The sequence below is a fragment of the Paractinoplanes tereljensis genome, from assembly GCF_016862435.1.
GTDB lineage: Bacteria > Actinomycetota > Actinomycetes > Mycobacteriales > Micromonosporaceae > Actinoplanes > Actinoplanes tereljensis.
Window position 1 is genome coordinate 58,650 of record NZ_BOMY01000007.1, and the last position, 26,956, is coordinate 85,605.

General features: G+C 70.8%; 28 protein-coding genes. 11 read left to right on the forward strand and 17 right to left on the reverse strand.

The annotated features are described in order from the left end of the window. The first annotated feature begins 57 nt into the window (after positions 1-57). Together Ate02nite_RS05320 and Ate02nite_RS05325 are read left to right on the forward strand one after the other, a co-directional pair. A complete protein-coding gene (locus Ate02nite_RS05320) occupies positions 58-1,125 on the forward strand; it encodes an ATP-dependent DNA ligase (RefSeq protein WP_203799724.1) in 1,068 nt (355 codons plus the stop codon). A gap of 97 nt (positions 1,126-1,222) precedes the next feature. Beyond that, positions 1,223-2,743 (forward strand): alpha/beta hydrolase, encoded by a 1,521-nt coding sequence (locus Ate02nite_RS05325; RefSeq protein WP_203799958.1) that lies wholly within the window; start codon positions 1,223-1,225, stop codon positions 2,741-2,743. Here Ate02nite_RS05325 and Ate02nite_RS05330 read toward each other — a convergent pair. After that, positions 2,694-3,152 (reverse strand): potassium channel family protein, encoded by a 459-nt coding sequence (locus tag Ate02nite_RS05330; protein WP_203799727.1) that lies wholly within the window; start codon positions 3,150-3,152, stop codon positions 2,694-2,696. The two genes, Ate02nite_RS05325 and Ate02nite_RS05330, sit on opposite strands and share 50 nt — an antisense overlap. Positions 3,153-3,199: 47 nt before the next feature. Between Ate02nite_RS05330 and Ate02nite_RS05335 the strand changes: the two genes are divergently transcribed. Beyond that, a complete protein-coding gene (locus Ate02nite_RS05335) occupies positions 3,200-3,655 on the forward strand; it encodes a GNAT family N-acetyltransferase (RefSeq protein WP_203799730.1) in 456 nt (151 codons plus the stop codon). Here Ate02nite_RS05335 and ligD read toward each other — a convergent pair. The 3 genes from ligD to Ate02nite_RS05350 form a co-directional block, all read right to left on the reverse strand. Beyond that, on the reverse strand, positions 3,652-4,683 hold the full coding sequence (ligD, locus tag Ate02nite_RS05340) for a non-homologous end-joining DNA ligase (protein WP_203799733.1): 1,032 nt from the start codon (positions 4,681-4,683) through the stop codon (positions 3,652-3,654). The two genes, Ate02nite_RS05335 and ligD, sit on opposite strands and share 4 nt — an antisense overlap. A gap of 114 nt (positions 4,684-4,797) precedes the next feature. Then, positions 4,798-5,283, reverse strand: a complete 486-nt coding sequence (locus tag Ate02nite_RS05345; RefSeq protein WP_203799736.1) for an LPXTG cell wall anchor domain-containing protein — start codon at positions 5,281-5,283, stop codon at positions 4,798-4,800. 93 nt (positions 5,284-5,376) lie between these two features. After that, positions 5,377-5,841 (reverse strand): hypothetical protein, encoded by a 465-nt coding sequence (locus Ate02nite_RS05350; RefSeq protein ID WP_203799738.1) that lies wholly within the window; start codon positions 5,839-5,841, stop codon positions 5,377-5,379. A 66-nt stretch (positions 5,842-5,907) separates the two neighbouring features. Between Ate02nite_RS05350 and msrB the strand changes: the two genes are divergently transcribed. Further along, positions 5,908-6,315 (forward strand): peptide-methionine (R)-S-oxide reductase MsrB, encoded by a 408-nt coding sequence (msrB, locus tag Ate02nite_RS05355; RefSeq protein ID WP_203799741.1) that lies wholly within the window; start codon positions 5,908-5,910, stop codon positions 6,313-6,315. Positions 6,316-6,366: 51 nt separating this feature from the next. Here msrB and Ate02nite_RS05360 read toward each other — a convergent pair whose 3' ends face one another. The 4 genes from Ate02nite_RS05360 to Ate02nite_RS05375 all read right to left on the reverse strand — a co-directional run bounded on the left by Ate02nite_RS05360 (position 6,367) and on the right by Ate02nite_RS05375 (position 8,267). After that, positions 6,367-6,846 carry a dihydrofolate reductase gene (locus tag Ate02nite_RS05360; protein ID WP_239147135.1) on the reverse strand — a complete coding sequence of 160 codons (480 nt, stop codon included), beginning with the start codon at positions 6,844-6,846 and terminating at the stop codon, positions 6,367-6,369. Then, positions 6,843-7,643, reverse strand: coding sequence for a thymidylate synthase (locus Ate02nite_RS05365; protein ID WP_203799743.1), 801 nt, complete (start codon positions 7,641-7,643; stop codon positions 6,843-6,845). Before Ate02nite_RS05365 ends, Ate02nite_RS05360 begins: the two co-directional genes overlap by 4 nt. Before the next feature lie 69 nt (positions 7,644-7,712). Beyond that, complete coding sequence (locus tag Ate02nite_RS05370; protein ID WP_203799745.1) at positions 7,713-7,967, reverse strand: hypothetical protein; 255 nt, start codon at positions 7,965-7,967, stop codon at positions 7,713-7,715. A gap of 45 nt (positions 7,968-8,012) precedes the next feature. Then, a complete protein-coding gene (locus Ate02nite_RS05375) occupies positions 8,013-8,267 on the reverse strand; it encodes an isoamylase early set domain-containing protein (RefSeq protein WP_203799748.1) in 255 nt (84 codons plus the stop codon). Between the two features lie 63 nt (positions 8,268-8,330). On the opposite strand from Ate02nite_RS05375, the gene Ate02nite_RS05380 reads away from it, so the two are divergent. Next, entirely contained in the window at positions 8,331-8,768 is a 438-nt protein-coding gene (locus Ate02nite_RS05380) for a GNAT family N-acetyltransferase (RefSeq protein WP_203799761.1), read from the forward strand. Here the strand turns inward: Ate02nite_RS05380 and hemQ are convergent. The 3 genes from hemQ to hemE all read right to left on the reverse strand — a co-directional run bounded on the left by hemQ (position 8,765) and on the right by hemE (position 12,003). Continuing rightward, positions 8,765-9,472: a hydrogen peroxide-dependent heme synthase gene (gene hemQ, locus Ate02nite_RS05385; protein WP_203799764.1), complete on the reverse strand. Its 708-nt coding sequence runs from the start codon at positions 9,470-9,472 to the stop codon at positions 8,765-8,767. The two genes, Ate02nite_RS05380 and hemQ, sit on opposite strands and share 4 nt — an antisense overlap. Then, on the reverse strand, positions 9,473-10,855 hold the full coding sequence (hemG, locus tag Ate02nite_RS05390; RefSeq protein WP_203799778.1) for a protoporphyrinogen oxidase: 1,383 nt from the start codon (positions 10,853-10,855) through the stop codon (positions 9,473-9,475). A 116-nt stretch (positions 10,856-10,971) separates the two neighbouring features. Beyond that, positions 10,972-12,003, reverse strand: coding sequence for a uroporphyrinogen decarboxylase (gene hemE, locus Ate02nite_RS05395; protein ID WP_239147136.1), 1,032 nt, complete (start codon positions 12,001-12,003; stop codon positions 10,972-10,974). Positions 12,004-12,078: 75 nt separating this feature from the next. On the opposite strand from hemE, the gene Ate02nite_RS05400 reads away from it, so the two are divergent. Beyond that, complete coding sequence (locus tag Ate02nite_RS05400) at positions 12,079-12,645, forward strand: DUF3000 domain-containing protein (protein ID WP_203799784.1); 567 nt, start codon at positions 12,079-12,081, stop codon at positions 12,643-12,645. 15 nt (positions 12,646-12,660) lie between these two features. On the opposite strand, the gene Ate02nite_RS05405 is transcribed toward Ate02nite_RS05400, so the two are convergent. Beyond that, complete coding sequence (locus Ate02nite_RS05405) at positions 12,661-13,644, reverse strand: S1C family serine protease (protein WP_203799787.1); 984 nt, start codon at positions 13,642-13,644, stop codon at positions 12,661-12,663. Between the two features lie 153 nt (positions 13,645-13,797). On the opposite strand from Ate02nite_RS05405, the gene Ate02nite_RS05410 reads away from it, so the two are divergent. The 5 genes from Ate02nite_RS05410 to Ate02nite_RS48620 all read left to right on the forward strand — a co-directional run bounded on the left by Ate02nite_RS05410 (position 13,798) and on the right by Ate02nite_RS48620 (position 21,086). Continuing rightward, positions 13,798-15,111: a ribonuclease D gene (locus tag Ate02nite_RS05410; protein WP_438871156.1), complete on the forward strand. Its 1,314-nt coding sequence runs from the start codon at positions 13,798-13,800 to the stop codon at positions 15,109-15,111. Positions 15,112-15,488: 377 nt separating this feature from the next. Next, positions 15,489-16,685 carry a thiolase family protein gene (locus Ate02nite_RS05415; protein WP_203799800.1) on the forward strand — a complete coding sequence of 399 codons (1,197 nt, stop codon included), beginning with the start codon at positions 15,489-15,491 and terminating at the stop codon, positions 16,683-16,685. Next, entirely contained in the window at positions 16,682-18,742 is a 2,061-nt protein-coding gene (locus Ate02nite_RS05420) for a 3-hydroxyacyl-CoA dehydrogenase NAD-binding domain-containing protein (protein WP_203799803.1), read from the forward strand. The genes Ate02nite_RS05415 and Ate02nite_RS05420 overlap by 4 nt, the downstream gene beginning before the upstream one ends. Before the next feature lie 164 nt (positions 18,743-18,906). Then, a complete protein-coding gene (locus Ate02nite_RS05425; protein WP_203799806.1) occupies positions 18,907-19,989 on the forward strand; it encodes a hypothetical protein in 1,083 nt (360 codons plus the stop codon). 149 nt (positions 19,990-20,138) lie between these two features. Beyond that, positions 20,139-21,086 carry a DUF2637 domain-containing protein gene (locus tag Ate02nite_RS48620; protein ID WP_438871154.1) on the forward strand — a complete coding sequence of 316 codons (948 nt, stop codon included), beginning with the start codon at positions 20,139-20,141 and terminating at the stop codon, positions 21,084-21,086. 40 nt (positions 21,087-21,126) lie between these two features. Here Ate02nite_RS48620 and Ate02nite_RS05435 read toward each other — a convergent pair whose 3' ends face one another. From Ate02nite_RS05435 to Ate02nite_RS05455, 5 genes are all read right to left on the reverse strand, one after another. Further along, entirely contained in the window at positions 21,127-22,353 is a 1,227-nt protein-coding gene (locus tag Ate02nite_RS05435; protein WP_203799809.1) for a sensor histidine kinase, read from the reverse strand. Beyond that, positions 22,350-23,024 carry a response regulator transcription factor gene (locus tag Ate02nite_RS05440; protein ID WP_203799812.1) on the reverse strand — a complete coding sequence of 225 codons (675 nt, stop codon included), beginning with the start codon at positions 23,022-23,024 and terminating at the stop codon, positions 22,350-22,352. Before Ate02nite_RS05440 ends, Ate02nite_RS05435 begins: the two co-directional genes overlap by 4 nt. A 69-nt stretch (positions 23,025-23,093) precedes the next feature. Next, a complete protein-coding gene (locus tag Ate02nite_RS05445) occupies positions 23,094-24,281 on the reverse strand; it encodes a PQQ-binding-like beta-propeller repeat protein (RefSeq protein WP_203799814.1) in 1,188 nt (395 codons plus the stop codon). Next, the gene (locus Ate02nite_RS05450) at positions 24,278-25,627 is read right to left on the reverse strand and encodes a PQQ-binding-like beta-propeller repeat protein (RefSeq protein WP_203799817.1); all 1,350 of its coding nucleotides are present in this window, start codon (positions 25,625-25,627) and stop codon (positions 24,278-24,280) included. Before Ate02nite_RS05450 ends, Ate02nite_RS05445 begins: the two co-directional genes overlap by 4 nt. A 4-nt stretch (positions 25,628-25,631) precedes the next feature. Continuing rightward, the gene (locus Ate02nite_RS05455) at positions 25,632-26,921 is read right to left on the reverse strand and encodes an outer membrane protein assembly factor BamB family protein (RefSeq protein WP_203799820.1); all 1,290 of its coding nucleotides are present in this window, start codon (positions 26,919-26,921) and stop codon (positions 25,632-25,634) included. Positions 26,922-26,956: the final 35 nt, after the last annotated feature.

Sequence of the window (26,956 nt, forward strand, 5' to 3'; positions counted from 1 at the left end):
AAAGGCCAATAAACCGAGGGGCTTCCGGATCACCCCGGAAGCGGCAGACTGGGTGCCATGCAGCTGCCGATCAACCCGCCGGTCAAGCCGATGCTCGCCAAGCCCGTGGCGGAGATTCCGCCCGGCCAGATCTACGAGCCGAAGTGGGACGGCTTCCGGTCGATCATCTTCCGGGACGGCCCCGAGGTCGAGATCGGCAGCCGCAACGAGAAACCGATGACGCGATATTTCCCCGAGGTCGTCGCGGCCGTGCTGGCCAACTTCCCGGAGCGGGCGGTGATCGACGGCGAGGTGATCGTGGCCGACACCCAGCGCAACACTCTCGACTTCGAGGCACTGCAGCAGCGCATCCACCCGGCCGCCAGCCGGGTCAAGCTGCTGAGTGAGCAGACCCCGGCCAGCTTCGTGGCGTTCGACCTGCTGGCGATCGGCGACGAAGACCTCAGCGAGCGTCCTTTTGGAGAACGCCGGGCACGCCTGGTAGACGTACTGAAGGATGCGCAGCCGCCGGTACACATCACCCCGGCCACCGACGATCTTCCCACCGCGCAGCGGTGGTTCGCGGAATTCGAGGGAGCCGGGCTGGACGGGTTGATAGCCAAGGCGGCCGACCTCACCTATCAGCCCGACAAGCGGGTGATGGCGAAGATCAAGCACAAGCGGACGGCCGACTGCGTGGTGGCCGGTTACCGGGTGCACAAGTCCGCCGAGGACCGGATCGGGTCGCTGCTGCTCGGGCTCTACGACGAGCGCGGCGTGCTGGCCTCGGTCGGAGTGATCGGGGCGTTCCCGATGGCGGTGCGCGAGGAGTTGTTCCGCGAGCTCCAGCCGCTGGTCACCTCGTTCGAGGGGCACCCCTGGGACTGGGCCGCGCAGATGCAGGGCGAGCGCACCCCGCGCAAGAACGAGTACAGCCGGTGGAACAACGGCAAGGACCTCTCGTTCACCCCGCTGCGGCCGGAGCGGGTGGTCGAGGTGCGGTACGACTACATGGAAGGCGTCCGGTTCCGGCACACCGCCCAGTTCGAGCGCTGGCGGCCCGACCGGGAGCCGCAGACCTGCACCTACGAACAGCTGGAGCGGCCGGTGCAGTTCAACCTGGCCGAGGTCCTGACCAGTCGCTGATCGAGGACCGGCTAGCCTCGACTCCAGCAAGTCCAGCCGTCGAAAGGCCGTAACAGTGCCGCGTCGCTCCCGTCTGGTCGTCGGATTCCTCGCCGCGATGGTGCTCACCCTCGCGGGCTGCACCGTGCCCACGTTCGCACCGGACGGCTCGGGCGAGGACGCTCCGTTCGCCAAGAGCACCTCCGCGGCCCCGGGCACGAGCACCGACTGGCGGTCCTGCGACGACGTTCCGCGCGACCTGGTCGGCCGGGGCGCCACCGGCATGCAGTACGACTGCGCCGACGTCTCCGTCCCGCGCGACTGGAACGATCCGCAGGGCGGCGAGACCTACGGAATCTCGGTGATCCGCATCCGGTCCGCGACGCAGAAGAACCGGATCGGCTCGCTGCTGATCAACCCGGGCGGCCCGGGCGGCTCCGGCGTCGACACCGCGGTCTACCTCTCCTACGGCGAGGCGCTCGGCGGTCTGCCCACCGAGATCACCGACAAGTTCGACATCATCGGCTTCGACCCGCGCGGCGTCGGCCGCTCCGACCCGGTCAAGTGCATCGACAGCACCGACCAGGACGCCAGCTTCGCGGCACCGCCTGACCCGGTCAGCCAGGCCGACTTCGACAGCCTGGTCGCGCTGAACAAGAAGATCGCCAACAGCTGCGGCTCCAAGTACGGCGACCAGCTGGTCACCTTCTCCACCGATCAGGCCGCCAAGGACATGGACTCGATCCGGACCGCGGTCGGCGACCCGAAGCTGACCTACCTGGGCTGGTCCTACGGCACGCTGCTCGGCGCCACCTACGCCCAGCAGTTCCCGACAAGCATCCGGGCGATGGTCCTGGACGGCGCGGTCGACCCGAAGCAGACCTACGTGCAGGGCTCCGAGTCGCAGGCCAAGGGCTTCGAGCGGGCGTTCACCAACTTCACCGCCTGGTGCAAGGCGACCCCGGCGAAGTGCCCGATCGCGCCGGACGCGCGCAAGGCGGTGACCGACGCGATGGCCGCCGCCGCGAAGAACCCGGTCGCCTACTCGGACGGTCGCAAGGCGACCTCGGGCTGGGTCTTCGTCGCGGTGATCTCCTCGCTCTACTCCGAGTCGGGCTGGGCCACGCTCGCGCAGGCGGTGGCCGGCCTCAAGGAGGGCAACGCCAAGGGCATCTTCACCCTGGCCGATCAGTACGCGGAACGAAAGCCGGACGGCAGCTACAGCAACCTGTTCGACGCCAACCTCGCGGTCAACTGCGCCGACACCAAGGACGCGCCAAGCGTCGAGGAGGTCCGCAAGCTGCAGGGCGAGTGGCGCACGAAATACCCGCTGTTCGGGGCGGCCCTCGCGGTCGGCATGCTGCCGTGCACGTTCTGGCCCGGCGAGCGCGACCCCTACCCGGCGAGCACGGCCAACGGCGCCCCGCCGATCGTCGTGGTCGGCACCACCGGCGACCCGGCCACGCCCTACGAGAACACCGCCGACCTGGCCAGCATGCTGGGTGTCGGGCACGTGCTCACCTGGGAGGGCGAGGGCCACACGGCCTACCCCAGCACGAAGTGCATCGTGCAGGCGGTCGACGGTTACCTCATCGGTCTGACGGTGCCGCAGGAGGGCTTGCGCTGTCCGGCAAAATGACGCCCTCCCGCTCGGCCAGCGCCTCCAGCAGCACCTTCACCCGGCGCAGGTTGTGCTTGAGCTCCTCCTGCTCCTCGTGCCGGAAAGCGTCGGTGTCCACGATCAGCTTGCTGGCGAAGTGCGCGGTGATCAGCGGGATGACCAGCAGCACCATGACCGAGATGAGGATCGCGGCCAGCAGCCGGCCCTCCCACGTCGCCGGGGAGATGTCGCCGTAACCGACGGTAGAGGCGGTGACGACGGCCCACCACACCGCGTCACCAACCGAGGCGTCCTCCTCGAAGAAGTGGTAGAGGACGGCGCAGACGACGATGAGCATCGCGTAGGAAAGAATCAGGGTGCGTGGCGAGTTGGCCAGCCAGACGATCGCCCGGTAGACCCGCCGAAATGGCATGAGCAGCACGTGCATGGCCAACATCGTGCCCGAGCCGGGCACCCACGGGGAGGAAGCGATCGATGGAGTTCCGCCTGGCCGAACGGGCAGATGTGCCCACCATCCTGGAGCTTCTCGCCGACGACGAGATCAGCCGGGCGCGCGGTTTCGGCACCGTGCCCGAGGAGGTGGACGCCGCGACCTGGGCCGCGTTCGAGGCGATCGACGCCGACCCGGGCAACGAACTGATCGTCGGGGTGGACGGCGGCGAGGTGCTGGCGACCTGCCAGCTCACCTTCACCCCCGGCCTGAGCCGGGGCGGAGCCTGGCGCATGACGATCGAGGCCGTCCGGGTCCGGGTTGATCGGCGCGGCGGCGGCTCCGGCCGCCAAATGATGGCGTACGCCGTGGAGCGCGCCCGCGAGCGCGGCTGCCGGGTCGTCCAGCTCACCACGGACAAGCGCCGCACCGAGGCCCACCGCTTCTACGAGAAGCTCGGCTTCACCGCCTCCCACGAGGGCATGAAACTGGCCATCTAGTCGGCGGAGGTCCAGTTGGCCTTGTTCATCTTGCTCGGCTGCACCCGGGGCGGCTCGCCCGGCATCTTCGGGTGATCGGGCGGATAGGGCATGTCGCCCTGCCCGGCCTTCTCATCCCGCTCGACCCACTCCAGCAGCGGCGTGATGTCGTGCGCCACGTCGTCGATGCCCGCGTGCGGGTCGCCGATCTTGGCGAACCGGGCCGGCACGGTGCGCAGGTCGAAGTCGTCCGGTTCCACCTCGGTCAGCTCGTCCCAGGTCACCGGGGTGGAGACGGTGGCACGCGCGGTCGCCCGCAGTGAATAGGCGCAGGCGATCGTGCGGTCGCGGGCCATCTGGTTGAAGTCGAGGAACACCTTCTCGCCCCGCTCCTCCTTCCACCAGGCGGTGGTGATCCGGTCGGGGCTGCGCCGTTCCACCTCCCGGGCCAGCGCGATCGCGGCCCGCCGCACCTGCACGAACGACCACTGCGGCGCGATCCGCACGTAGACGTGCACGCCCCGGCCGCCGGACGTCTTCGGATAGCCGGTGAAGCCCAGCTCGGCGAGCACCTCGCGGATCACCCCGGCCGTCGCAACCACGTCGCCGAAGCCGGTGCCGGCGTGCGGGTCGAGGTCGATGCGCAGCTCGTCGGGGTTGTCCGCGGCGGCCGCTCGCACCGGCCACGGGTGGAAGACGATCGTGCCCATCTGCGCGGCCCAGGCCACGTGGGCCAGGTCGGCAGGGCAGAGTTCGTCCGCCGTACGCCCGCTTGGGAAATTGATCTTTGCCGTTTGCACCCAGGGCGGCACCCCGCGGGTGGGGATGCGTTTCTGGAAGAACATCTCCCCGTCGATGCCGTCGGGGAAGCGCTGCAGCGTGGTGGGCCGGTCGCGCAGGGCGCGCAGGATGCCGTCGCCGACGGCCAAGTAGTAATCGAAGACGTCGCGCTTCGTGTAGCCCCGGCTCGGGAAGCAGATCTTGTCGGGACTGCTCAGCCGGACGGTGTGGCCGGCGATCTCGTGCTCTTCCGCTGCGGCTTTCGGCATGCACCTGACCCTATGCCGGAGGTGCGACAAAAACCGGAGGCCGTCCGGCTTCGAGCCGGACGGCCTCCTGAATACTGCGTCCGCTATAGGCGGATAAATCGGACCGGAGCACCGTCAGGCGCTACGGCGCCGCCGGGTGTAGAAGACGGAGGCGACGCCGCCGGCGACCAGCAGGGCGCCGAGCGAGACGATCGCGCCCATCGGCGCACCGGTCACCGGAAGTTCGCCGGCGCTGACGCCACCGCCGGTGCTGGTCGTGGGCGTGGGGGTGCCGGTGTCCTGCACGCCGGGCGGCGTGGTCGGCGGCACGGTGTCGACGTTGCCGGACGGCGTGGTCGCGCTCGGGGTCGGCGTAGCGGTCGGGCTGGTGCTGCCGTAGCCGGCGTGGCCACGGGTGGGCCCACCGGTCGCGGGAGCCTCCCCGGCCGGGGTGTTGTAGTCACACTTGGTGCGGTCATCTTCGGCACACGGCGTAGCGGTGACGGCCGGGCGGGCCGCCAGATCCGCGATGGCCAGGGCCGGCGAGGCGGAAAAGGCCAGAGCCGCAGCGACGGCCACTGAGGGCAGTCCGGCGGCGAAAATTCGACGAGTTGCACTCATGAGGAGTTTTCCGTTCTGTTGCGGTATTTCCAGGTCCGGACGTGAGCTTACGGCATTTGCCCGATTTACCCGTAAACGCCCCCCGGAGGGTCATCATCCCGGAAGACCACCGAAACGGTGACTACGCCATATATGGGACAAAGCGAACATTTTTGCCTCGAAACGAGGGTCGGCGGCGAACAGGCCGCCGCTGTACGGCGCTTGCAGCTGCACGCTCGCGCCGGAATCCAGATAGACCGAAACCACCGTCCGACCGCCCCGGCGCTCGGCCCGCATGTCCACCACCCGGCTCCACGGCGCCAGCCCGCCGGCGAACACCGACCGCGTCCGGATGCCACCCGCGCCCAGCTCAGTGCCGGTGAACCGGCGGCTCAGGATCGCCACCACCGCGCCCACGCCGGGCGGGCCGAAAGCCAGCGCCGGCCAGATCCACGGCGGCAGTCCCACCCAGGCGAACGCCAGAGCAATGGTGATTCCCACCACGCCGATGAGGGCGCCGAGATACAGACCACGGCCAAGGGCCTGGTGCCAAGTGGGACGGAACGATGCATCTTCCATGCTGGTCCAACGGATGCGGTTACGGCGTCGGCCGCACTTGCGGTGCGTCGGACGTACCGTTGGCACATGGCACCGAACGAGACCACCCTGCCCACCACCGAGGACGAGTGGCGGGTCCGGCTCAGCCCGGATGAGTTCCGGGTCCTGCGCCAGGCCGGCACCGAAGCCCCCTGGTCCGGGGAGTATGTAGAGACCAAGACCGAGGGTACGTACGACTGCCGCGCCTGCGGCGCCGAGCTGTACCCCAGTGACTACAAGTTCGACTCGCACTGCGGCTGGCCGTCGTTCGACGACGCCATCCCCGGCGCGGTCAAGGAGATCGAGGACCGCAGCCTCGGCATGCTGCGGGTCGAGATCCGGTGCGCCCGGTGCGACTCGCACCTGGGCCACGTCTTCCGCGGCGAGCACTTCACCGACAAGAACACCCGGCACTGCGTGAACAGCCTTTCGATCCGCCTGGACCCGAAGGCCTGACGAAACGATGCAGCCCGGCGACAATTGCGCCGGGCTGCTGGCGTACGCGCATCAAACCGCCCGTTCCAGCTCCTCCACGACGTAGCGCAGCCCGTTGGACGCCGTCTGCCACCCCGAGTCGGACTTCAGCACCCAGCTGTCGCCCAGGGCCGGCGCCCGGGTGTCCCCGGCCACCTCGAGATCGATGCGGGTGCGCACCACGTGCGTGGCGATCGGCAGAAAAGCCTCGTAGACCGCCGCGCCCCCCATCACCCAGACGTCCCCGCTGAGATCGACGGCATGCACCGCGTGGGCCACGTCCGCCCCGGGCGCCGCCCACTGCGGGTCACGGGTCAGCACGACGTTCCGGCGGCCCGGCAGCGGCCGCACCCGTTCCGGCAGCGAATCCCAGGTGGCCCGGCCCATGACCACGGCCGCGCCCATCGTCCGCTCCTTGAACAGGGCCTGCTCCCCCGGCAGATGCCACGGGATGCCCCCCTCGGAGCCGATCACCCGATCCTGGGCCTCGGCCCAGATCATGTGGACGGTCACACCGCCACCGGTGCCCGCAGGGCCGGGTGGTGCTGGTAGTTGACCAGCGAGAAGTCTTCGTACTTGTAGTCGAAGAGCGAGCCGGCCGGGGCGATCTCCAGCTCGGGAAATTCGAACGCCGAACGGGACAGCTGCTCGTTCACCTGCTCGACGTGGTTCGAGTAGATGTGGCAGTCGCCGCCCACCCAGATGAAGTCGCCGGGCACGAGCCCGACCTGCGCCGCCACCATCCGGGTGAGCAGCGCGTAGCTGGCGATGTTGAACGGCACGCCGAGGAAGAGGTCGGCACTGCGCTGGTACAGCTGGCAGCTGAGCTTGCCGTCGGCCACGTAGAACTGGAACAACGCGTGGCACGGCGCGAGCGCCATCGACGGCAGGTCGGCCACGTTCCAGGCCGAGACGAGCATGCGGCGCGAGTCGGGGTCCTTGCGGAGCGTCTCGAGCACCGAGGTGATCTGGTCGACGTGCCCACCGTCCGGAGTCGGCCACGAGCGCCACTGCACGCCGTAGACCGGGCCGAGCTCACCCTGCGCGTCGGCCCACTCGTCCCAGATGGAGACGCCCTGGTCCTTCAGCCAGCTCACGTTGCTGTCGCCGCGCAGGAACCAGAGCAGCTCGACGGCCACCGACTTGAAGTGCACCCGCTTCGTGGTGACCAGCGGGAAGCCCTTCGACAGGTCGTAGCGCAGTCGCTCACCGAACAGGCTCACCGTGCCCGTCCCGGTGCGGTCACTCTTCGGGGTTCCGGTGGTGAGGACGCGGCGCAGCAGGTCCTCGTACTGGGTGTCGACAGACATGCCAGCAAAAGTACAGCTCCGCCGGCGCCGCCCCGGTGGCAGAGGGGGCGACGGCGGCGGAGGGCTTGATCACCCTGCCCAGGCCTCGGCCATCTGCGGGATCTGCTGATTCATCGCGTTCAGCTCCTGCTGCTGCCCGGCGGCCGCGGCGGCCTGGACAGCGATGGTGAACCCGAGCTCGGCGCCGATGTGCTGCCAGCGCTCGTAGAGCACCTGATCGGTCAGGACGGTCCGAATGTCCTGATGCGCCGCCCGTAGTTCATCCACCGCCGACTCGTACCGCGCCACCCGCTTGTGCAGCTCCGAGGTCTCGTACATGGTCATGCTGCCAGATTAGCCATAAATGAGACTTTTTCCGGCTTTTTCGTTTTAGAGGTGGAGAGCGCGGCCCTGCTCGTCGTCGAGCCACACGCCGTCGCTCGCCAGGTACCGGAACTCGTAGTGGCCCGCCGCCAGCGGCACGCTCACCGTGCGGGTGCCGTCCCGGCGGGGCTTGAGCTCGTGCGTGCCCGGTTCCCAGTCGTTGAACGTGCCCACCACACTCACCCGGCCCGCCGGCACGTCGTTCGGCAGGCAGAAGGTCACCCGCGTCTTGTTGCCGAAGAGCTTGCTCTTCTTGATCATGCATCCATCCGTACAACGCCTGGCCGCGATACGCGCGACGGCGCGCCGCATACGATGCGGGACATGCACGATGACCTTCACTCCGCCTCGTTCGGCGAGCTGGACACCAGCACGCTCTACGGCATCCTCAAGCTCCGCACCGACGTGTTCGTGGTCGAGCAGGAATGTGCGTACCCCGAACTGGACGGCCGGGACACCGAGCCCGGCACGCGGCACCTGTGGTTCGAGCACGACGGGGAGATCCAGGCCTATCTGCGGATCCTGAACGACGGCGAGACGTCTCGGATCGGCCGGGTGGTGACCGCCCCCAAGTCTCGGGGTGCCGGGCTGGCCGCCGGGCTGATCGCCGAGGCGCTGACCGTCATCGGCGACCACCCGACCGTCCTGCACGCGCAGGCCTATCTGGCGAATTTCTACGCCAAGTTCGGCTTCGTACAAACCGGCCCGGAGTACGTCGAGGACGGCATTCCACACATCCCGATGCGCCGACCGGCCCCTTAGGGCAGGGCGGCGACCAGTTCGGTGATCGAGCGACGGCGGCCGGTGTAGAACGGGACCTCCTCGCGGACGTGCCGGCGGGCGGTGGAGGCGCGCAGCTCGCGCATCAGGTCGACGATGCGGTGCAGCTCGTCGGCCTCGAACGCCAGCATCCACTCGTAGTCGCCCAGGGCGAACGACGCGACCGTGTTAGCGCGCACGTCCGGGAACCCGCGGGCCTGCCGGCCATGCTCGGCCAGCATGTGCCGGCGCTCCTCGTCGGGCAGCAAATACCACTCGTAGGAGCGGACAAACGGATAGACGCAGATGTACGGCCTGGCCTCCTCGCCGGCCAGGAAGGCCGGCAGGTGGCTCTTGTTGAACTCGGCCGGCCGGTGCAGGGCCATCTGCGACCAGACCGGAGCGAGGTGCCGGCCGAAGGCGGTCTTGCGGAACAGGCTGTACGCGTCCTGCAGGGCGTCCGAGGAGCTGGAGTGCCACCAGATCAACACGTCGGCGTCGGCGCGCAGCCCGGACAAGTCGTACGTGCCGCGGATCGTCACGTCCTTGCCGGACAGCTGCTCGAACAGGCTGTCGACCTCGTTCGACAGGTCCTCGCGCAGGGCCGGCAGCGGGGTCTCCGCCCGGAAGACCGACCACATCGTGTAGCGGATCGTGGCGTTCAGCTCGTTGATCCGGGCCGCGTTCGACTGGGACTCGTCGCTCATCTATTCCTCCAGGGACTTACTGACGTCTTCGGCGGCCCGCTCGCCGCTGACCACGCAGGCCGGGATGCCCACGCCGTCGAAGGCGGCGCCGGCCAGCGCCAGGCCGGCGGGCAACTGCTGCCGGGCGAAGGCCACCCGGTCGTGGTGGCCGGGGGTGTATTGCGGTAGGCCACCGCCCCACCGCTGGATCCAGGATGCGACCGGCGGCGGCAACTCGCCGCCGATGAGGTCGCCGAGCTCGCGGCGGGCCCGCAGCAGCAGGTCTTCGTCGGCGAGCTGAAGGCGGTCTTCCTCGCCGTGCCGGCCCAGCGACGCCCGCACGATCACCGCGCCGGACTCGCCGCCCAGGTGCGGCCACTTGCGGGTGACGAACGTGGCCGCCTTGACCAGGGTGCCCTCGCTCGGCGGCACCAGGAAGCCGGAGAGCTCCGGCAGCGGTGTGCCGGGCGGCAGGGCGATCGCGGCCAGGGCCACGCTCGCGTAGTCGAGCCGGCCGATCACCTCGGCGGCCTCGGCCGAGATGCCGGCCAGCAGCCGGGACGCGGGTTTGGCCGGCACGGCCAGCACCACCGCGTCGACGTCGTCGGTCTGCGGAGCCGGCACCGGGCCGAGCAGCAGCCGCCAGCCGTGCGCGGTGCGGGACAGGTCGCGCACCGGCAGGCCCAGACTGATCCGGGCCCCGCTCGCGGCGGCGGCCGCGGCCACCAGCCGGCTCATGCCGCCGTCCACGGCGGTGAAGATCGGACCGGCCGCGCGGGTGCGGGCGGCCTGGGCGGCCCGCACGGCGGCCTGCAGGGTGTGCTCGACCCGGGCGGTCGCGGCCAGCTGCGGCATGGTGACCTCGAGGGACAACCGGTCGGCCCGGCCCGCGTAGACCCCGCCGAGCATCGGGTCGACGAGCCGGTCGACGACCTCGTCGCCGTAGCGGGCCCGGACCAGCTCGCCCACCGCGATGTCGTCACCGGCGGCCAGCAGCGGGTGGCCCTCGTCGCGGTCGGCACCGGCCACGTGCGCCACGTCGCCGAGCTTGGTGAGGTCGCCGGGCACGCCGACCAGCGTGCCGCCGGGCACCGGGGTCAACCGGCCACCGATCGCCAGCGCGGCCGGCACGGCGGCCGGATGCACCAGCGCGTCGCCGAGGCCCAGATGCCTGGCCAGGGTCACGACGGCGGACTCGGCGCCGTCGGGGCCCGCGGTCAGGAAGGACTCGGCGCCGCGCTCGACCGGCCGGCCACCCAGCTCGCCGGTGCGCAACTTGCCACCTAGGACGCCGCCCTGCTCGTACACAATGATCTCGGTGCCCGGTGGGGTCAGATCACCCAGGCGCACCGCGGCGGCGAGGCCGGCGATGCCGCCACCGATGACCGCAACCCGCTTACGCACGCTGTCAACCCTCCCAGGTCGCGCGCCACCGCGACCACCGGGGTCGGTTGTCGCGCGGCTCACGGCAACCCACCCTGCACCCCCTCATCCCTCTCGGGGAGGGCCGAAAGTCCCGGTCAGCGCGCGGAGACCGAGTGGACCAGCTCGACCAGCCGGGTGAGCATGTCGGGATTGGTGTCCGGCAGCACGCCGTGGCCCAGGTTGAAGACGTGCCCCGGGGTCCGGCGACCCTCGGCCAGCACCCGGCGGGCCTCCCGCTCGACGACGTCCCAGGTGGCGAAGAGCACCGCCGGGTCGAGGTTGCCCTGCACCGACCGCTCCGGGCCGATCAGCGTGGTGGCCTGGTCGAGCGGGGTGCGCCAGTCGACGCCGACCACGTCGGCACCGGCCTCGCCCATCGCACCGAGCAGGATCGACGTGCCCACGCCGAAGTGGATGCGCGGCACCCCGGCGTCGGCCAGGCCGCCCAGCACCCGGGCCGAGTGCGGCAGTACGAACTCGCGGTAGTCGGCCTCGCTGAGCGCGCCGGCCCACGAGTCGAAGAGCTGGACCGCGCTGACTCCGGCGTCGATCTGGGTGCGCAGGAACACCGACGTGATCTGGGCGAGCCGGGACAGCAGCGCGTGCCAGAGCTGCGGATCGCCGTACATCATCGCCTTGGTCTTGGTGTAGGTCCTCGACGGACCGCCCTCGATCAGGTAGCTGGCCAGGGTGAACGGCGCTCCGGCGAAGCCGATCAAGGGGGTGGCGCCGAGCTCGCCGACCAGCAGGCGGACCGACTCGGCGACGAACGAGACGTCGTCCGCGGTGAGCGGGCGCAGCCGCTCGAGATCGCCGGCCGTGCGGATCGGTTCGGCCACCACCGGGCCGGTGCCGGCCACGATGTCCAGATCGATCCCGGCCGCCGCGATCGGCACCACGATGTCGCTGAACAGGATGGCCGCGTCGACGTTGTGCCGGCGGACCGGCTGCAGGGTGATCTCGGTGACCAGATCCGGTCGCCGGCAGGACTCGAGCATCCCGACGCCCTCGCGGATCTTGCGGTACTCCGGCAGCGACCGCCCGGCCTGCCGCATGAACCAGACCGGGGTGTGCGGCACGTCTTGCCCGCGGCACGCCCGCACGAAGGCCGAATCGTTCACAGTCACCGCGCAATGGTGCCATGCGTGGTTTCCGGCGCGGCGATCGACGACTGACAACGGTGATCGGCATAGGCTCACCGCATGGCGACCCCCTCCGCTGCACCCGAGGCGTTCACCCGCGCCGTCGCCGGGTTGCGGGCGGCTGCGCCCCGGCCGGAGATCCTCCTCGAGGAGATCGCTGCCCCGCAGCGGCTCGCGCCGTATTCGTTCGCGCTGTCCGCGACGGTGCTGCGGTCCGGCGACGAGGTGGCCGGCGGGCGGCTGATCCTGCTGCACGACCCGGCCGGGCACGACTCGTGGCGCGGCGACGTGCGACTGGTAACCCTGGTCACGGCCGAGCTGGAAGCGGACATGGCGGGCGACCCGATGCTGCCGGCGGTGGCCTGGACGTGGCTGACCGACGCGCTGGAGCAGCACGAGGCCGGCTACACCGCGATCGGCGGCACCATCACGCAGACCGCGTCGACCCGCTTCGGTGACCTGGCCGGCCCGCAGCCCACCGCCGACCTCGAGGTGCGCGCCTCCTGGACGCCGACCTCCACCGACACGGCCGCGCACCTGCTCGGCTGGTGCGCGATGCTCGCCTCGACCGCGGGCCTGCCGCCACCCGGGGTGACGTCCCTCTCGGAACGCCACCGGGTCGGCTGAAACCAGGCAAGGAACTCAGCAGACGGCGAACGTCGTACAGGCCGTCTTGATCGGGATGGCCAGGCCGATGCCCTCGGCGTCCTTGGCCTTCGCGGTAGCGAGGCCGACCACCTGGTTGCTGGAGTTGACCACCGGGCCGCCGGAGTTGCCGGGGTTGATCGGCGCGTCGAACTGGATCGTCGGGCCGTCCGGGTCGGAGGGCCGGTAGGCACTGATCACGCCGGTGGTGACGGTGTCGTCGAGACCGAGCGGCGCGCCCACCACGACCACCTGCTGGCCCGGCTTGACCTGCGCGGTCGCCGTGGCCAGGGCCGGAATCTCCTGGGCGGCCCGCAGCAGCGCGAGGTCCTTGCCCTTGTTGACCTTCACGATGGTCGCGTTGATCTTCGTGGTGCCGCGCTCCAGCGTCACCGCCCGGCCGCCGCCGGTGTAGAGCTCGGCGACCACGTGATAGTTGGTGAACAGGTTCGACTGGCCGTCGGCCGCCTTCGTACCGACCGAGAACGCCGTACCGGTGAAGTCGCCGGCGCGGACCCGGAACACACTCGGCAGCACCTTCGAGGAGACGGCCTCGGGGTCGAAGACCCCGGCCAGTTCCTTCTCCAGCCGGTCGGTACGGTCCTGCTCGGCCGCGAGCACCGAGTGCAGCGAGGCGTTGTCGCTGCTCATCGACTCGATCCGGTACACCTGCCAGCCGGCCACCGCCAGCAGAACCCCGACCAGCGCCACCGCCAGCGGCTTCACCCGGGGGCGGGCCGGCTTGGCCTGCGCAAGCGGCTCCGCCGGCTCCGCGACGGGCGTGCTCTCCGGCCAGCGCGGCTGGTATTGCGGCTCGGGCTGCTGCCAAGAGTGCTGCGGTTCCTGGTACTGCGGCTGCTGATACCCGGTTCCGGACTGCCAGCTCGGCTCGCCGGTCCACTCCTCCGCGCGACGCCGACCACCGTATTGGTACTGGTCGGTGCCGTCAGCAGGGATGAACGGGTCGTACGTGGTCGTCATCCGGCACGGCCTCCCGGGTCTCGGCGCCGTAGCGGCGCTGCGGGAGGTAATACGCAGAGAACGGCTCTGCGGATGAACCGGCTTTCGATCGAGAAACGGCGCGCCGGTACCCGGCTGCACAATGCCGGGGTGGTGCACCCGTACGGTTACGGAGTGACCGACGAAGCACCCCTGCGCCGTCGGGACGAGCCAGAACCGGCAGGGGACGGACGACCGCTCGCCGAGCCGCCCGACCCGACGTCTGGCGGTCCCGACCCCTTACCCGCCTCCGTCCCGCTGACCGCCCCTCGCGAGGGCACCCCCCGCCCTGTCGAGACCGAGACCGAGTTGGCCGAGGTGGTGGCCAAGATGGCGGCCGGCACCGGGCCCGTTGCCGTGGACGCCGAACGGGCTTCCGGCTACCGCTATACCCAGCGCGCCTACCTGGTGCAGCTGCGCCGGACCGGCGCGGGCACGGCCCTGATCGACCCGATGCCGCTTGACGACCTGCGCACCCTCGACGCCGCCCTGGCCGAGAGCGAATGGGTGCTGCATGCCGCCAGCCAGGACCTGGCCTGCCTGGCGGAGCTGGGTCTGAAGCCACGCCGGCTGTTCGACACCGAGCTGGCCGCCCGGCTGGCCGGCTTCGAACGGGTCGGGCTGGCCGCGCTGACCGAGCAGTTGCTGGGCTTCTCCCTGGAGAAACACCACTCGGCCGCGGACTGGTCGACCCGCCCGCTGCCCGAATCCTGGCTGACGTACGCCGCACTGGACGTCGAACTGCTCACCGACCTGCGTGACCTGCTCGCCGCCGAACTGGACCGGCAGGGCAAGACGGCGTGGGCCGCCGAGGAGTTCGCGGCCCTGGTGGCCAGTGCCGACCGGCCACCCCGGGTGCGCCCCGACCCGTGGCGCCGCACCTCCGGCATCCACCGGGTCCGCGGCGCGCGGGCCCAGTCCCGGGTGCGCTCACTCTGGTACGCGCGGGACGGCGTGGCCGCCCGCCGCGACTCGGCTCCCGGCCGGGTGCTGCCCGACTCGGCGATAGTGGCCGCCGCCGAGCAGGACCCGAAGGACGAACGCGCCCTGCTGGCCATCCCCGGATTCGGCGGCCGCTCGGTGCGCCGCCTGGCCCGGGTCTGGCTGGACGCGCTGGACGAGGCTCGCGCCCTGCCGGACGACGCCCTCCCGGTGAACCAGCCGATGGACGGTCCGCCACCACCGCACCGCTGGGCCGAACGTGACCCGGTGGCGGCGGCCCGCCTGGCCCGCTGCCGCCAGGTGGTGGTCGCCACGGCGGAGGCGAACAACCTGCCGCCGGAAAACCTGATCAGCCCCGATTACGTCCGCCGCCTGGCCTGGTCACCGCCCGACGAGGCGACCTCGCAGACGGTGGGCGACACGTTGCGCGGCTTCGGCGCCCGCAACTGGCAGGTAACCCTGCTGGCCGACCAGTTGGCCGAAGCACTCCCCGACCCCACCGCATAGAGGCGCGGCCGGCCGTTGAAGACGGCCGGCCGCTCAGCCCATCGGCCCGGCCCCCCAGTGCACCTTCGACTGGCCGTTGTCCTTACCGCAGCGCGCGCATTGCCGGAATTTCGCTCCGTCGTCGGTCGACCGCCGAACCCACCGGTGCCAGCCCAGACGGCAACTGAATGGCTTCTCCATGAGCCGACGCTATGCCTCCCGAAGATCAGTAGCCTCAGCCGTTCCGGCCGATCGCGGTTTGGTGCGTCAGACGTCGGCGCTCCCGCAGAATGAAGACCCGGTTAACGCGTTTGTGACATTCCTGCGGGGCGGTGGCACTCCTTAGTTACCGACGAGTAGCATCCGTCTCACCGAAATATGCCCGCGAGGAGGCTTCTGTGCCCCGTGAAGTACGTGAGGTCGTCTTCGTCGACGGCGTCCGCACCCCGTTCGGCAAGGCGGGCGGCATGTATGCCGAGACCCGCGCCGATGACCTGGTCATTCGCTGCATCCGTGAGCTGATGCGGCGCAATCCCCAGCTTCCGCCCGAGCGGGTGGACGAGGTGGCGATCGCGGCCACCACCCAGACCGGCGACCAAGGTCTGACCATCGGCCGCACCGCCGCCCTGCTGTCCGGCCTGCCCAAGACCGTGCCGGGTTACGCGATCGACCGCATGTGCGCGGGCGCCATGACCGCGGTGACCAACGTGGCCGGCGGCATCGCGATGGGTGCCTACGACATCGCGATCGCCGGCGGCGTCGAGCACATGGGCCGGCACCCGATGGGTGAGGGCGTCGACCCCAACCCGCGCATCCTGGCCGAGAAGCTGGTCGACCCGTCCGCGCTGGTGATGGGCTCGACGGCGGAGAACCTGCACGACCGCCTGCCGGAGATCACCAAGGAGCGGGTGGACCGCTACGGTCTCAACTCCCAGATCAAGACCGCCAAGGCGTACGCCGATGGCAAGCTTCAGGGCGACCTGGTGCCCGTGGCGCTCCGCAACGCCGAGCAGGGCTGGGGCCTCGCGACCGTTGACGAGGCGCCGCGCGAGACCTCGATGGAGAAGCTGGCCACGCTCAAGACGCCGTTCCGCCCGCATGGCCGGGTGACCGCCGGTAACGCCGCCGGCCTGAACGACGGTGCCACCGCTGCACTGATCGCTGACGAGGCTACCGCGCGGGAGCTCGGTCTGCCCGTCGCGATGCGCATGGTTTCGTTCGGCTTTGTTGGTGTAGAGCCGGAAATCATGGGATACGGGCCAATTCCCTCGACCGAGAAGGCCCTCAAGAAGGCCGGCCTGACGATCGACGACATCGGCCTGTTCGAGCTGAACGAGGCGTTCGCCGTGCAGGTGCTGGCGTTCCTCGACCACTACGGCATCGCCGACGACGACCCCCGGGTCAACCCGTGGGGCGGCGCGATCGCCATCGGTCACCCGCTCGCCTCCTCGGGCGTGCGGCTGATGACCCAGCTCGCGCGGCACTTCGCCGAGCACCCGGAGGTCCGCTACGGCCTCAACGCCATGTGCATCGGCATCGGCATGGGCGGCACTGTCATCTGGGAGAACCCGAACTGGGAAGGCGCCGACAAGTGATCGAGCACCCGAATGAGGTAGTAACCAAGGCTATCGTTCGGTTTGTCCAGATCCCCGGCCTCGCCAAGAAGGCCGCGCTGATCACCCTGGACAACGGGTTCGACTACAAGAAGCCGAACAGCTTCGGCCCGGGCGGCCTGAAGTCGCTCGACGAGGCGATCACCACGGCCACGGAAGCGGCCCCGGCGTTCATCGCGATCACCGGCAAGCCGTACATCTTCTGCGTCGGCGCCGACATCACCGGGATCCCCTTCCTCACCACCCGGGAGCAGGCGCTGGAGCTCGGCGAGCTCGGCCACCGCGTCTTCGCCCGGCTGAAGAACTCGACGATCCCGACCTTCGCCTTCATCAACGGCGCCGCCCTCGGTGGCGGCCTCGAGGTGGCGCTGCACTGCCACTACCGCACGGTCTCGACCGGCGCGGCCGCGCTCGGCCTGCCCGAGGTTGCGATCGGCCTCGTGCCCGGCTGGGGCGGCAGCCAGCTGCTGCCCAACCTGATCGGTGCCCCCGGCGCCGCCCAGGTGATCCTGCAGAACCCGCTCACCCAGAAGGTCCTGCGCCCGAAGCAGGCCCGCGAGCTGGGCGTGGCTGACGAGCTCTTCGAGGCCGCCGACTTCCTGGAGTCGTCGCTCGCCTGGGCCGCCGCGGTGGTCAACGGTGCGAAGACGGTAGACCGGCCCGAGGTCGACAAGGACATGTGGGACGGCGTGCTGTTCTTCGCCAAGCAGCAGCTCGACGAGCGGCTGCACGGCGCGGTCCCGTCCGCCAACAAGGCCCTCGAACTGCTCGCCCTGGCCAAGGAGGCGTCGTTCGAGGACGGCACCGCGGCCGAGACCCAGGCCCTCGCCGACCTGATCATGGGCGACGAGTCCCGGGCCTCGCTGTACGCGTTCGACCTGGTCCAGCGCCGGGCCAAGCGGCCGGTCGGGGTGCCCGACAAGTCGCTCGCCCGCAAGGTCACCAAGGTCGGCATCGTCGGCGCCGGTCTGATGGCCTCCCAGCTCGCGCTGCTGTTCGCCCGCCGTCTGCAGGTGCCGGTCGTGCTGACCGACCTCGACCAGACCCGGGTCGACAAGGGCGTCGGCTACGTGCTGAGCCAGATCGACAAGACCGTGTCGAAGGGGCGGATGGACGAGGGCACCGCGGCCAAGCTGCGCGGCCTGGTGTCCGGCTCGGTCGACAAGTCGGCCTTCGCCGACGCCGACTTCGTGATCGAGGCGGTCTTCGAGAACCTCGACCTGAAGAAGCAGATCTGGGCCGAGCTCGAGAAGATCGTGACGCCGGAGGCGATCCTCGCCACCAACACCTCGTCGCTGTCGGTCACCGAGATGGCCGCCGACCTCGAGCACCCCGAGCGGGTCGTCGGCTTCCACTTCTTCAACCCGGTCGCGGTCCTCCCGCTCCTCGAGATCATCAAGGGCGAGAAGACCGACGACGCGACCCTGGCCACCGCGTTCGCCGTGGGCCGGGAGCTGAAGAAGTCGTCGGTGCTGGTCAAGGACGCGCCGGCGTTCGTGGTCAACCGGGTCCTGACCCGCTTCACCAGCGAGGTCTTCAACGCGGTCGACGCCGGCACCCCGCTGGACGTGGTGGACAGCGCGTTCGACCCGCTGGGCCTGCCGATGCGGCCGATCGCGCTGCTCCAGCTGGTCGGGCCGGCCGTCGCCTACCACGTGGGCGAGACGCTGCACGCGGCGTTCCCGGACCGGTTCACCGACAGCCCCAACCTCAAGAAGATCGTCGACGCCGGCCTGCCCCTGATGGTCGATGACGAGATCAACCCCGAGGTGGCCAAGCTGGTGGCCGGCGGTTCCGCTCCGCTGTCCGCCGATGAGGTACGGGCGAAAGCACTCGAAGCCCTGGCCGAGGAGATCCGCCTCATGCTCGACGAAGGCGTGGTCGCCGAGGCACAGGACATCGACCTGTGCATGGTGCTGGGCGCCGGCTGGCCGTTCCACCTCGGTGGCGTCACGCCGTACCTGGACCGCAGTGGCATCTCCGAGAAGGTGACCGGCAAGCGTTTCCTGCCGAAGGGCGTCGGAAGCCTGCCCGCCTGACAGTCGGATCGACGACGCCCCGCACCGCTACGGTGTGGGGCGTTGTCACGTTCACCAGGGGTTTGTCCGATCGGGTGTGATCGAGTAGCCCGGATAGGGGGGCGACCGCCCTGGCGGAGGGCCGATAGGCTCGCTGCTTAGATTCACCAATCGATGGAGCTCTGATGTCGCAGCCCCCGCAGCCGCCGTACTCCGGTCAGCCCTACCCTGGCCAGCCATCTTCCGGCCAGCCCTACCAGGGCGGCCAGCCTCAGTATGGGCAGCCGCAACACGGCCAGCCGCAGCCGGAGCAGCCGCAATACGGCCAGCCTCAGTACGGGCAACCGCAGCCGGAACAGCCGCAATACGGCCAGCCCCAATACGGGCAGCCGCAGTACGGCCAGCCGCAGTACCCCGGCCAGCCCAACCCCGACGTGCCGACCTCGGTGCCGCCGCAGCCGTCGTACCCGCCGACCACGGCCTACCCGACGTCCGGCCAGCCGGAGTACGGCTCGACCCCGCCTCCGCCGCCCTACGGCCAGCAGCCGCACTACGGCCAGCCGGAGTACGGCCAGCCCCAGTTCGGTCAGCCCGGCTTCCCGCCGCAGCAGCCGCCGAAGAAGAAGTCGAAGGTCCTGCCGATCGTGCTGACCTCGATCGCCATCGTGCTGGTGCTCTGCGTCGGCGGCGTCGCGGCTCTATACATGATCGGCAAGAACAAGGTCGACGACATCAACGACACGGCCGGCGACACCACCCTGCCGACCACGCAGACCACGCAGGAGACGGCCGAACCGACCAAGCCGGCCTCCACCATCAAGATCGTCGAGCCGGCGACGCTGGGCGGTCGCCCCAAGCTGACCGACCCGCAGTTCGCCGACATCGCCAAGGAGCTGAAGGACGGCCTCGCGGCGGTCCCGTCGGCCACCAACTCGGTGGGCTCGCTCTACGGCACGGTGGAAAAGCAAGACATCGTGGTGGTCGCGGCGGCCGAGGCCCCGATCGACGACCCCGACAAGGAACTGAACCAGACGTTCCTGGGTGCCGGCGTCGGCGGCCTGAAGATCACCAACATCACCGAGGCCCCGACCGGCTCGCTCGGCGGCTCCGCCAAGTGCGGCAGCACCTCGACCTCCGGCATCGACATGGCCATCTGCAGCTGGGCCGACGAGGGCAGCCTCGGCATGGTGATCTGGTACTTCAAGTCGGTGAGCAAGGCGAAGACCGAGTTCCCGAAGCTACGAGCCCAGATCGAGAAGCGCTCGTAATCGAGTCAAGTTGACACGCCGATAAAGGCGATCACACATCGACAACGCTCCTGGCACGGACCGATCACGGTTCCGGGCCGGGAGCGTTGTCGTAATCCTCAGCGGTCAGGATGGGGCGGTTCCCGATCAGGCTGAGGAGAGCGATTCCGGTGGTGGTCCTGCAGCACCTGCGACGCGTCCGGTGGGCGGTCCGTGCCACGCTGCTGCTGGGTGTGGCCGCGTCCGTCGTCGCCAACGTCCTGCACGCCCTGGACAACCCGATCAGCCAGGCCATCGCCGCCTGGCCACCGCTGGCCCTGCTGCTCACCGTCGAACTGATCTCCCGTGTGCCGGTGCACCGCCGCTGGCTGGCCGCGGCCCGGCTGATCGCCACCGCGACGATCGCCGGCATCGCCGCCTGGGTTTCCTACTGGCACATGGTCGGCGTGGCCGCCCGCTACGGCGAGACCGGCGCCTCCCCCTACCTGCTGCCGCTGTCGGTCGACGGCCTGATCGTGGTGGCCAGCATCTGCCTGGTCGAACTGGGCGGCCGCATCACGTCTCTGGAGCGAAGCGGCACCGACCTGCCGGCCACCGCCGGCCTCACCCGCCCCACGGCCGCCGGGCCGCCGCCGGTTGACGATCCGGTCATTCCCGGCCTCATCCCGACGCCGTCGATGCGAACGGCCAGGCCTGGCGGCCACGAGGAGACGGCCGGGCGCGCTGCCGCCGGGTCGCCGCTGCACCGCCGCGCGCTGGAGGAGGCGGCCGCCGCTCTCCCCCGCGCCAACGGAGCCGAAGGCACCGGGTTCAGCCCGACCGTGACCCGGCAGGCGCGGCCGGCGGCCGCCGCCGGCCGCGCCGTTCCCGCGCAACGCAGCTCGACCACCGTGAAAGCCGGCGTCACCCGCGACGACGGGACCGATGCTCGCCGTACCGAAAAGAAAGAAAGACCACGACGCAGCCCGGCCGAAACGGTGGCCCTGGCCGATCGGCTGAAAGCCGAACGCCCGGCCCTCACCGACGCCGAGATCGCCGCCGAGCTGGGCATCACAGCGTCGCGCTTGCGCACGGTCCGCCGCGAGGCCCAAGCCGGCGACCACACCCTGGCCGCATGACCCCAGGCTGACCTTCGCGCCGCGAAAGCGGCGGGCCGAGCTACGTCGCTATGCCGAGGTTCTTTCCGCGCGGGACCGACGCTGTCGCGGCCACCACCGGCGTCGCGTCGGCGGTTGGCAGGGAGACGGTGACCTCGAGGCCGCCGCCCGGCTGGGCGACCGCGGAGACCGTGCCGCCGTGGGCGTCGCAGACGGCCCGGACGATCGACAGGCCCAGGCCGGAGCCGCGGGAGCCGGTGCGTTCCCAGCCGCCCCGGCGGAACGGCTCGAACAGCCCCGGCACGTCGCCCGGCTCGACCTCGTAGCCGGTGTTGCCGACCACCAGCCGTGCCTGGCCGTCGGCCATCTCGGTGCGCAGCCACAGCTTGCCCAGCAGGTGGTTGTAGCGGATCGCGTTCTCGATCAGGTTGCCGGCCAGCCGGTCGAGAAGCGACGGGTCGCCCACCACGGGGGCGGGCTGCAGGTCGGTGGTGACCTCGAGCTTGAGGCGTTCGGCCTCGGGCCGCACCGCGGACAGCGCGTTGGTAACGCTCATCGCCAGGTCGGCGGGAACCTTGCGGGCCAGCCGCCGGCCCGACTGGGCTTCCGACCGGGCCAGCACGAGAAGCGCGTCGACCAGCCCGTTGGCCCGCTCGGAGGCGTTGCGGACCACCTTGGCCATCCGGCGGTACTCGGCCACGTCGGCCTCGTCGTCGCTGAGGGTGACGTCGATCTCGGTGCGCATGACGGCGAGCGGGGTGCGCAGCTCGTGCGAGGCGTTCGCGACGAAGCGCTTCTGCGACTCGAACGCGCCGGCCAGCCGGTCGAGCATGGCGTCGAAGGTGCGGGCCAGCTCGGCGACCTCGTCGTCCGCGCCGGAGTAGCGGATGCGCTGGTCGAGGGTCTCCTCGCCGAGGCGGCGGGCGGTCTGGGTGACGGCGTGCAGCGGGCGCAGGGCGCGACCGGCCACGGCGTAGGCCCCGGCGATACCGATGATGCCGATCGCGAACAGCGCGACCAGCCCCTTGACCAGCACCTCGCGGGAGGCCCGGTCGACCAGGCCGGCCTGCCAGGTGAGAGCGTCCTGGGTCTTACCGTTGCGCAGGGTCACGGTGGAGCCGTCGGCGAGGGCGACGACCGGGTGCATCGCGTCGCCGACCAGCAGCCAGGCCAGCAGCACCAGGATGGCGCCCGCCCCGACCAGCAGGATGCCGTTGAGGAGGGTGAGCCGCAGCCGCAACGTCGGGCGCAGGTTGAGGCGGTTGCCGCGCCCCTGGTAGACGGTCACGAGAGGCCGACCGGTTCGGGCACCCGGTAACCGGAGCCGACCACGGTCTCGATCAGTGGCGGGTCGCCGACCTTCTTGCGCAGGGTCATCACGGTCACCCGGACGGTCGTGGTGAACGGGTCGGTGTTGGCGTCCCACACCCGTTCCAGCAGTTCCTCGCTGGACACCACCCCGCCGCGCGCCTTGAGCAGCTCCTCGAGCACGCCGAACTCCTTGTTGGTGAGCTCGATCGGCACACCACCCCGGGTGACCACCCGGCGGGTCTGGTCGAGCACCAGGTCGCCGACGGTGAGCACCGGCGGGGCGGCCGGGGTGGCCCGCCGGCCGAGCGCCTGCACCCGGGCGACAAGCTCCTCGAAGGCGAACGGCTTGGCCAGGTAGTCGTCGGCGCCGAGCTGCAGTCCCTCGACCCGGTCGGCGACCGTGCCGCTGGCGGTGAGCATCAGCACCCGGGTGAGCGCGCCCGATTCGACGAGGGCCGCACAGATCTCGTCGCCGTGCATGCCGGGCAGGTCGCGGTCGAGGACCACCACGTCGTACCGCGTCACGTACGCCATCTCGTGGCCCTGCAGCCCGTCGTAGGCGACGTCGACCGCCATGCCTTTACGCCGGAGCCCGCGCGCGATCGCGTCGCACAGGTTCCGCTCGTCCTCGACCACCAAAACGCGCACCGCTGACCCTCCATCGACCGAGCCCGCTCAGCCTTCCCAAACAGGTGTGAAGAGGCCGTAAGAGAGAGGCTACCCAACGTGCCAGACCGCGACCGAGGCGTCGACCAGGCGGCAGATGAGCACCCCGGTAGCGACCTCGCAGTCGCCGGAGACCCGCTCAACCGTGCCCAGGTAGTCGACGCGGCGGGTGGCCGGGTCGAGCACCCCGTAGAAGCGGTTGTCCTTCATGCCGTAGAGCCGGCCGTCGACCAGACCGAGGCCGCGCCAGTCGCCGAAGTTGCCGAGCGGCTCGCCGTCGGCCGGGTCGATCACCCAGACCTGGTCCTCGCCGGCGCTGCCCAGCAGGTAGGAACCGTACGGCTCGGCCCACGACCACCGCGACGACCGCCACAGCTCCCGACCGGTGGCCGGGTCGAGGGCGGTCATCCCGCGCTGTTGCCGGAACGTACAGATGAGCCGGCCGCAGTCGGTTTCCATCCAGCTCTGCGACAGGTCGACGGTGGTGCTCCAGAGCCGTTCCAGGCCGGGCAGCCGATAGCCGTCGAAACCGTCCCCGGTGTCCACCATGACCAGGTCGCCGACCGGCCAGAGCAGCCCGTTGGCCCGGCCGGGAAGCGCGGGCACGGTGACCGCGGCGAGTCGCCGGCCGGTGTGCGAGTCGTAGGTCTCCAGCCGGCCCGAGTCGGTGGTCAGCACCAGCAGGCGGGGAAAGAGGTCGCCGACCACCGCGATGTATCCGCCGGCCGGGCGCGGCACCCGCCAGCGCAGCGCGCCGGTCCGCACGTCGACGGCGATCATGCCGCTCTCGTCGTCGAGCAGCGCGATCCCGTCGGCCGCCGAGGTGGCGACCAGGCGGGCGTTCCGGCGCCAGGACGCGGTGGCGGCCCCGAGGACCTGCCCCACCACGCCGCTGTCGCCATTGGCGTTGTACTGGTACCCGACCACCAGGACGTCGCCGACCTCCTCGACCCCGACGACCCCACCGGCCACCCGGACGGCGGTGCGGCCGAGCGGCCTCGTCGACGGCAGCTCGTAGGCGGCGACCGCCCCGGCGGCCCCGACGACGAACAGCCGGTTCCCGTCGAGGAAGGTGGCGTCGCCGAGCCGGGCCGGGATGATCGCCGGCGGCCGCGGCAACGGCTGCGGGGCCGAGCCGGCCAGCACGGCCAGCAGCACCAGCGAGAGCACCCCGAGCACCGCCCGATAGGGCACCGGCCGCGGTGTCTCAGGGGGCGCGTCGAGGCTGAGATCGATCACGACCGGTAGGACCAGATCTCCAGGCCGTCGTTGCCCCGGCACATCACGTACGCGTGGTTGGAGCCGCATTCGCTGACCGGCCCATTGCTGGCGCCGAGGATCTGCACCCGGTCGTCGAGCACCACCCCGAACGCGCTGCGCCCGCCGGCCAGCGACTTACGCAGCACGAGCGGCGCACCGACCCCACCGGAGATCTCGGCGTCCCAGCCGGCCAGGTCGACCCGGGTGGCGCCGGTGGCCGGGTCGACGAGCCGGATCGGGGTCCCCTCGCCGGTCACCATCTCGATCACGTAGCCGCCGAGCACGTCCAGGTCGACGGTCGCGGGCGCCCGCCAGCCCACCCGCCCGGTGGCCGGGTCGAGCACGTCGAGGGCGGAACGCGGCCCGGAGCAGAGCACCGCCCCGCAGCTCGGCGGGTCGAGCAGGACCTGCGGTTCCGGGTACTCCCAGAGCCGGGACAGCGTGTCGGGGGCGTAGACGACGTCCTCGGCGGGGGCACCGTCCACCCCGTAGTAGACGACGATCTTGCCGCTGACCAGGGCGCCGCCGATCGGGCGCTTGGTGCCGAGCCGGGGAAGCAGGATGCCGCGCTGGACCCGGCCGGTGTCACCGTCGATGCGTTCCAGCCGGTCGGAGGCCACCACGTAGACCGCCGAGCCGACGGTGAGGACGTTGATCGAGCCGGGCAGGCCGATCGTCCAGCGGGTGTCGCCGGTGGTCAGATCGAGGCCGCGGATCTCGGTGCGGACCGGCGGTTCGACGTGCGGCTGGCCGGTGGACGAGAAATAGAGCAGGCCGGGGTCGCCGGAGTCCTGGTCGTAGACGGTTCCCTCGCGGAACACCTGGTTCTGCACGACGCCGGTGTGCCCGCCGGGCAGCGGCGTGATGCCGACCTCGGACTGGAACCGGCTCCGGCCGGTGTCCGCGTCGACGACGGTGGTGGCCGGCCCGTCGCTGAGCAGCACGGCGTCGCCCGACTGCCGGGCCTCGACCCCGCCGAAGCCGATGTCGTCCGGCCCGATCACCCGTCCGGGGTAGCGGACGGTCCAACGGGCGCGCGGAGGCGACACGCCCAGCTCGAAGGCGGTGGTTACGCGTTCGCCGCCGGAGCCGGCGATGGTGTAGATGCGGTCGCCGACCAGCCGGGTCTGGGTCTCGGCCCCACCGGGCGGTGGCACCGCCCCCAGGTATCGCCACATGGTCGAGCCGGGCGCTGCCGCGCCGCCGAGGGCGATCACCAGCACCACGGCGAGGATCAGGCCGGGGAGCCGGTAGCGGTAGGCGGGTGGCGGCGAGGCGAGCGTCAGGTCGGGCTGGGTGGTCAGGTCCAGCTCGATCAGTGCCAACGCTTTACCCCTCCTGGTACGCCCAGACGACGAGCTCGCCGTACATCGTCCGGCAGATCAACCGGGCCGGAGCGGCCTGGCAGTCGCCGGTGCCGGTGGGCAGCGCAGCAAGCGGTTGCGGTCGCGGGTCGCCCGGGTGAGCGACGGCGACCATGCTACGGGCTCCGTCGTCTACCGAGCGGATGAGCACCAGGCGGCCGTCGGTACCGGTGCCGGTGACGGGTCGCCATCCGTCGAGGTCCACCCGGACAGCCCCGGTGACCGGGTCGATGACCCCGACCGGCTCGGAGCCGTCGCTCTCGCCGTACGCGATGAGCGTCGTGCCGTACTGCTGGATGCTCTGCCAGCCGCGGTGCGACCAGAGCTGGTCCCCGGTGGCCGGGTCGAGCGCCCGCACCTCGTCCGACCCGGACAGGCAGGCAAGCACCCCGCACGCCGTCATCTGATATGAGGTGCCGGCCGGCACGGTCCACACCTGCTTGAGGGTCACCGGGTCGTACGCCGAGATCTCCGGCCCGATGGTGCCGGGATGCCGCAGCAGGATCCGCCCGCCGGCCACGACCGGGTTGTCCGGGTTGTAATCGGCGGCCGGCACCGTGGCCGAGGCCAGCAGGCTTCCGGTGGTCAGGTCGTGCACGGCCATCGTCCGGCCGTCGTGCACGAGCAGCATCCGGGACGCCTCGTCGGCCCGGCCGGGCACCCCGATCAGCACCGCGGTCGACGGCACCTGCACGGTCCACCGGGTGTTGCCGGTGATCGGGTCGACGGCGTCGATCGGTCCCTGCACCCGGCGGCCGGTGCCGGTCAGGCTGCGCACCGATTCGACGGCGAGCAGCGCGGTCGAGCCGGCCACGGTGACCACGGTCCCGGCCCGCTCCCACTGGGCGGCGCCGGTGAAGCTGGAGACGGCGGTGGTGGCCGGCTCGGTGGCGCTGGTGGTCCAGGGCCGCATCAGCACCAGCCCGCCGGACAACCGCAGCCGGTAGGCCGGGGTCGACTGCCCGGCCTGCCACTTCAACTTCCCGGTGTCCAGGTCGTACGACGTGAGCAGGCCGAACGTCTGGGCGAGCAACTGGCCGTCGTCGGTCACCGCGTACGTGTCGGCCGGTCCGATCTGCAGCCGGAAGATCGGGTTCATCGGCGGCTTGGCCGGCCCGGCCGACGCTCCCGCCAGCAACAGCACGAGCGCGGCGAGCAGGGCGGCCGGCGACCAGGACTGAACCGACGAACGGCTCCGTTCCCGGTATTGCAGCGGCTCGCCCCGGTCGTAACCAAGATCGATAACGACGTCCATGGAACCAAAAATAACGACTAGATAACGGAACCGCC

What these genes read in the sequence shown, in the direction of transcription:
- Ate02nite_RS05320 (WP_203799724.1), top strand. Translation starts at nt 58, where the DNA reads ATGCAGCTGCCGATCAACCCGCCGGTCAAGCCGATGCTCGCCAAGCCC.
- Ate02nite_RS05325 (WP_203799958.1), top strand. Translation starts at nt 1,223, where the DNA reads ATGGTGCTCACCCTCGCGGGCTGCACCGTGCCCACGTTCGCACCGGAC.
- Ate02nite_RS05330 (WP_203799727.1), bottom strand. Translation starts at nt 3,152, where the DNA reads ATGCACGTGCTGCTCATGCCATTTCGGCGGGTCTACCGGGCGATCGTC.
- Ate02nite_RS05335 (WP_203799730.1), top strand. Translation starts at nt 3,200, where the DNA reads ATGGAGTTCCGCCTGGCCGAACGGGCAGATGTGCCCACCATCCTGGAG.
- ligD (WP_203799733.1), bottom strand. Translation starts at nt 4,683, where the DNA reads ATGCCGAAAGCCGCAGCGGAAGAGCACGAGATCGCCGGCCACACCGTC.
- Ate02nite_RS05345 (WP_203799736.1), bottom strand. Translation starts at nt 5,283, where the DNA reads ATGAGTGCAACTCGTCGAATTTTCGCCGCCGGACTGCCCTCAGTGGCC.
- Ate02nite_RS05350 (WP_203799738.1), bottom strand. Translation starts at nt 5,841, where the DNA reads ATGGAAGATGCATCGTTCCGTCCCACTTGGCACCAGGCCCTTGGCCGT.
- msrB (WP_203799741.1), top strand. Translation starts at nt 5,908, where the DNA reads ATGGCACCGAACGAGACCACCCTGCCCACCACCGAGGACGAGTGGCGG.
- Ate02nite_RS05365 (WP_203799743.1), bottom strand. Translation starts at nt 7,643, where the DNA reads ATGTCTGTCGACACCCAGTACGAGGACCTGCTGCGCCGCGTCCTCACC.
- Ate02nite_RS05370 (WP_203799745.1), bottom strand. Translation starts at nt 7,967, where the DNA reads ATGACCATGTACGAGACCTCGGAGCTGCACAAGCGGGTGGCGCGGTAC.
- Ate02nite_RS05375 (WP_203799748.1), bottom strand. Translation starts at nt 8,267, where the DNA reads ATGATCAAGAAGAGCAAGCTCTTCGGCAACAAGACGCGGGTGACCTTC.
- Ate02nite_RS05380 (WP_203799761.1), top strand. Translation starts at nt 8,331, where the DNA reads ATGCACGATGACCTTCACTCCGCCTCGTTCGGCGAGCTGGACACCAGC.
- hemQ (WP_203799764.1), bottom strand. Translation starts at nt 9,472, where the DNA reads ATGAGCGACGAGTCCCAGTCGAACGCGGCCCGGATCAACGAGCTGAAC.
- Ate02nite_RS05400 (WP_203799784.1), top strand. Translation starts at nt 12,079, where the DNA reads ATGGCGACCCCCTCCGCTGCACCCGAGGCGTTCACCCGCGCCGTCGCC.
- Ate02nite_RS05405 (WP_203799787.1), bottom strand. Translation starts at nt 13,644, where the DNA reads ATGACGACCACGTACGACCCGTTCATCCCTGCTGACGGCACCGACCAG.
- Ate02nite_RS05425 (WP_203799806.1), top strand. Translation starts at nt 18,907, where the DNA reads ATGTCGCAGCCCCCGCAGCCGCCGTACTCCGGTCAGCCCTACCCTGGC.
- Ate02nite_RS05455 (WP_203799820.1), bottom strand. Translation starts at nt 26,921, where the DNA reads ATGGACGTCGTTATCGATCTTGGTTACGACCGGGGCGAGCCGCTGCAA.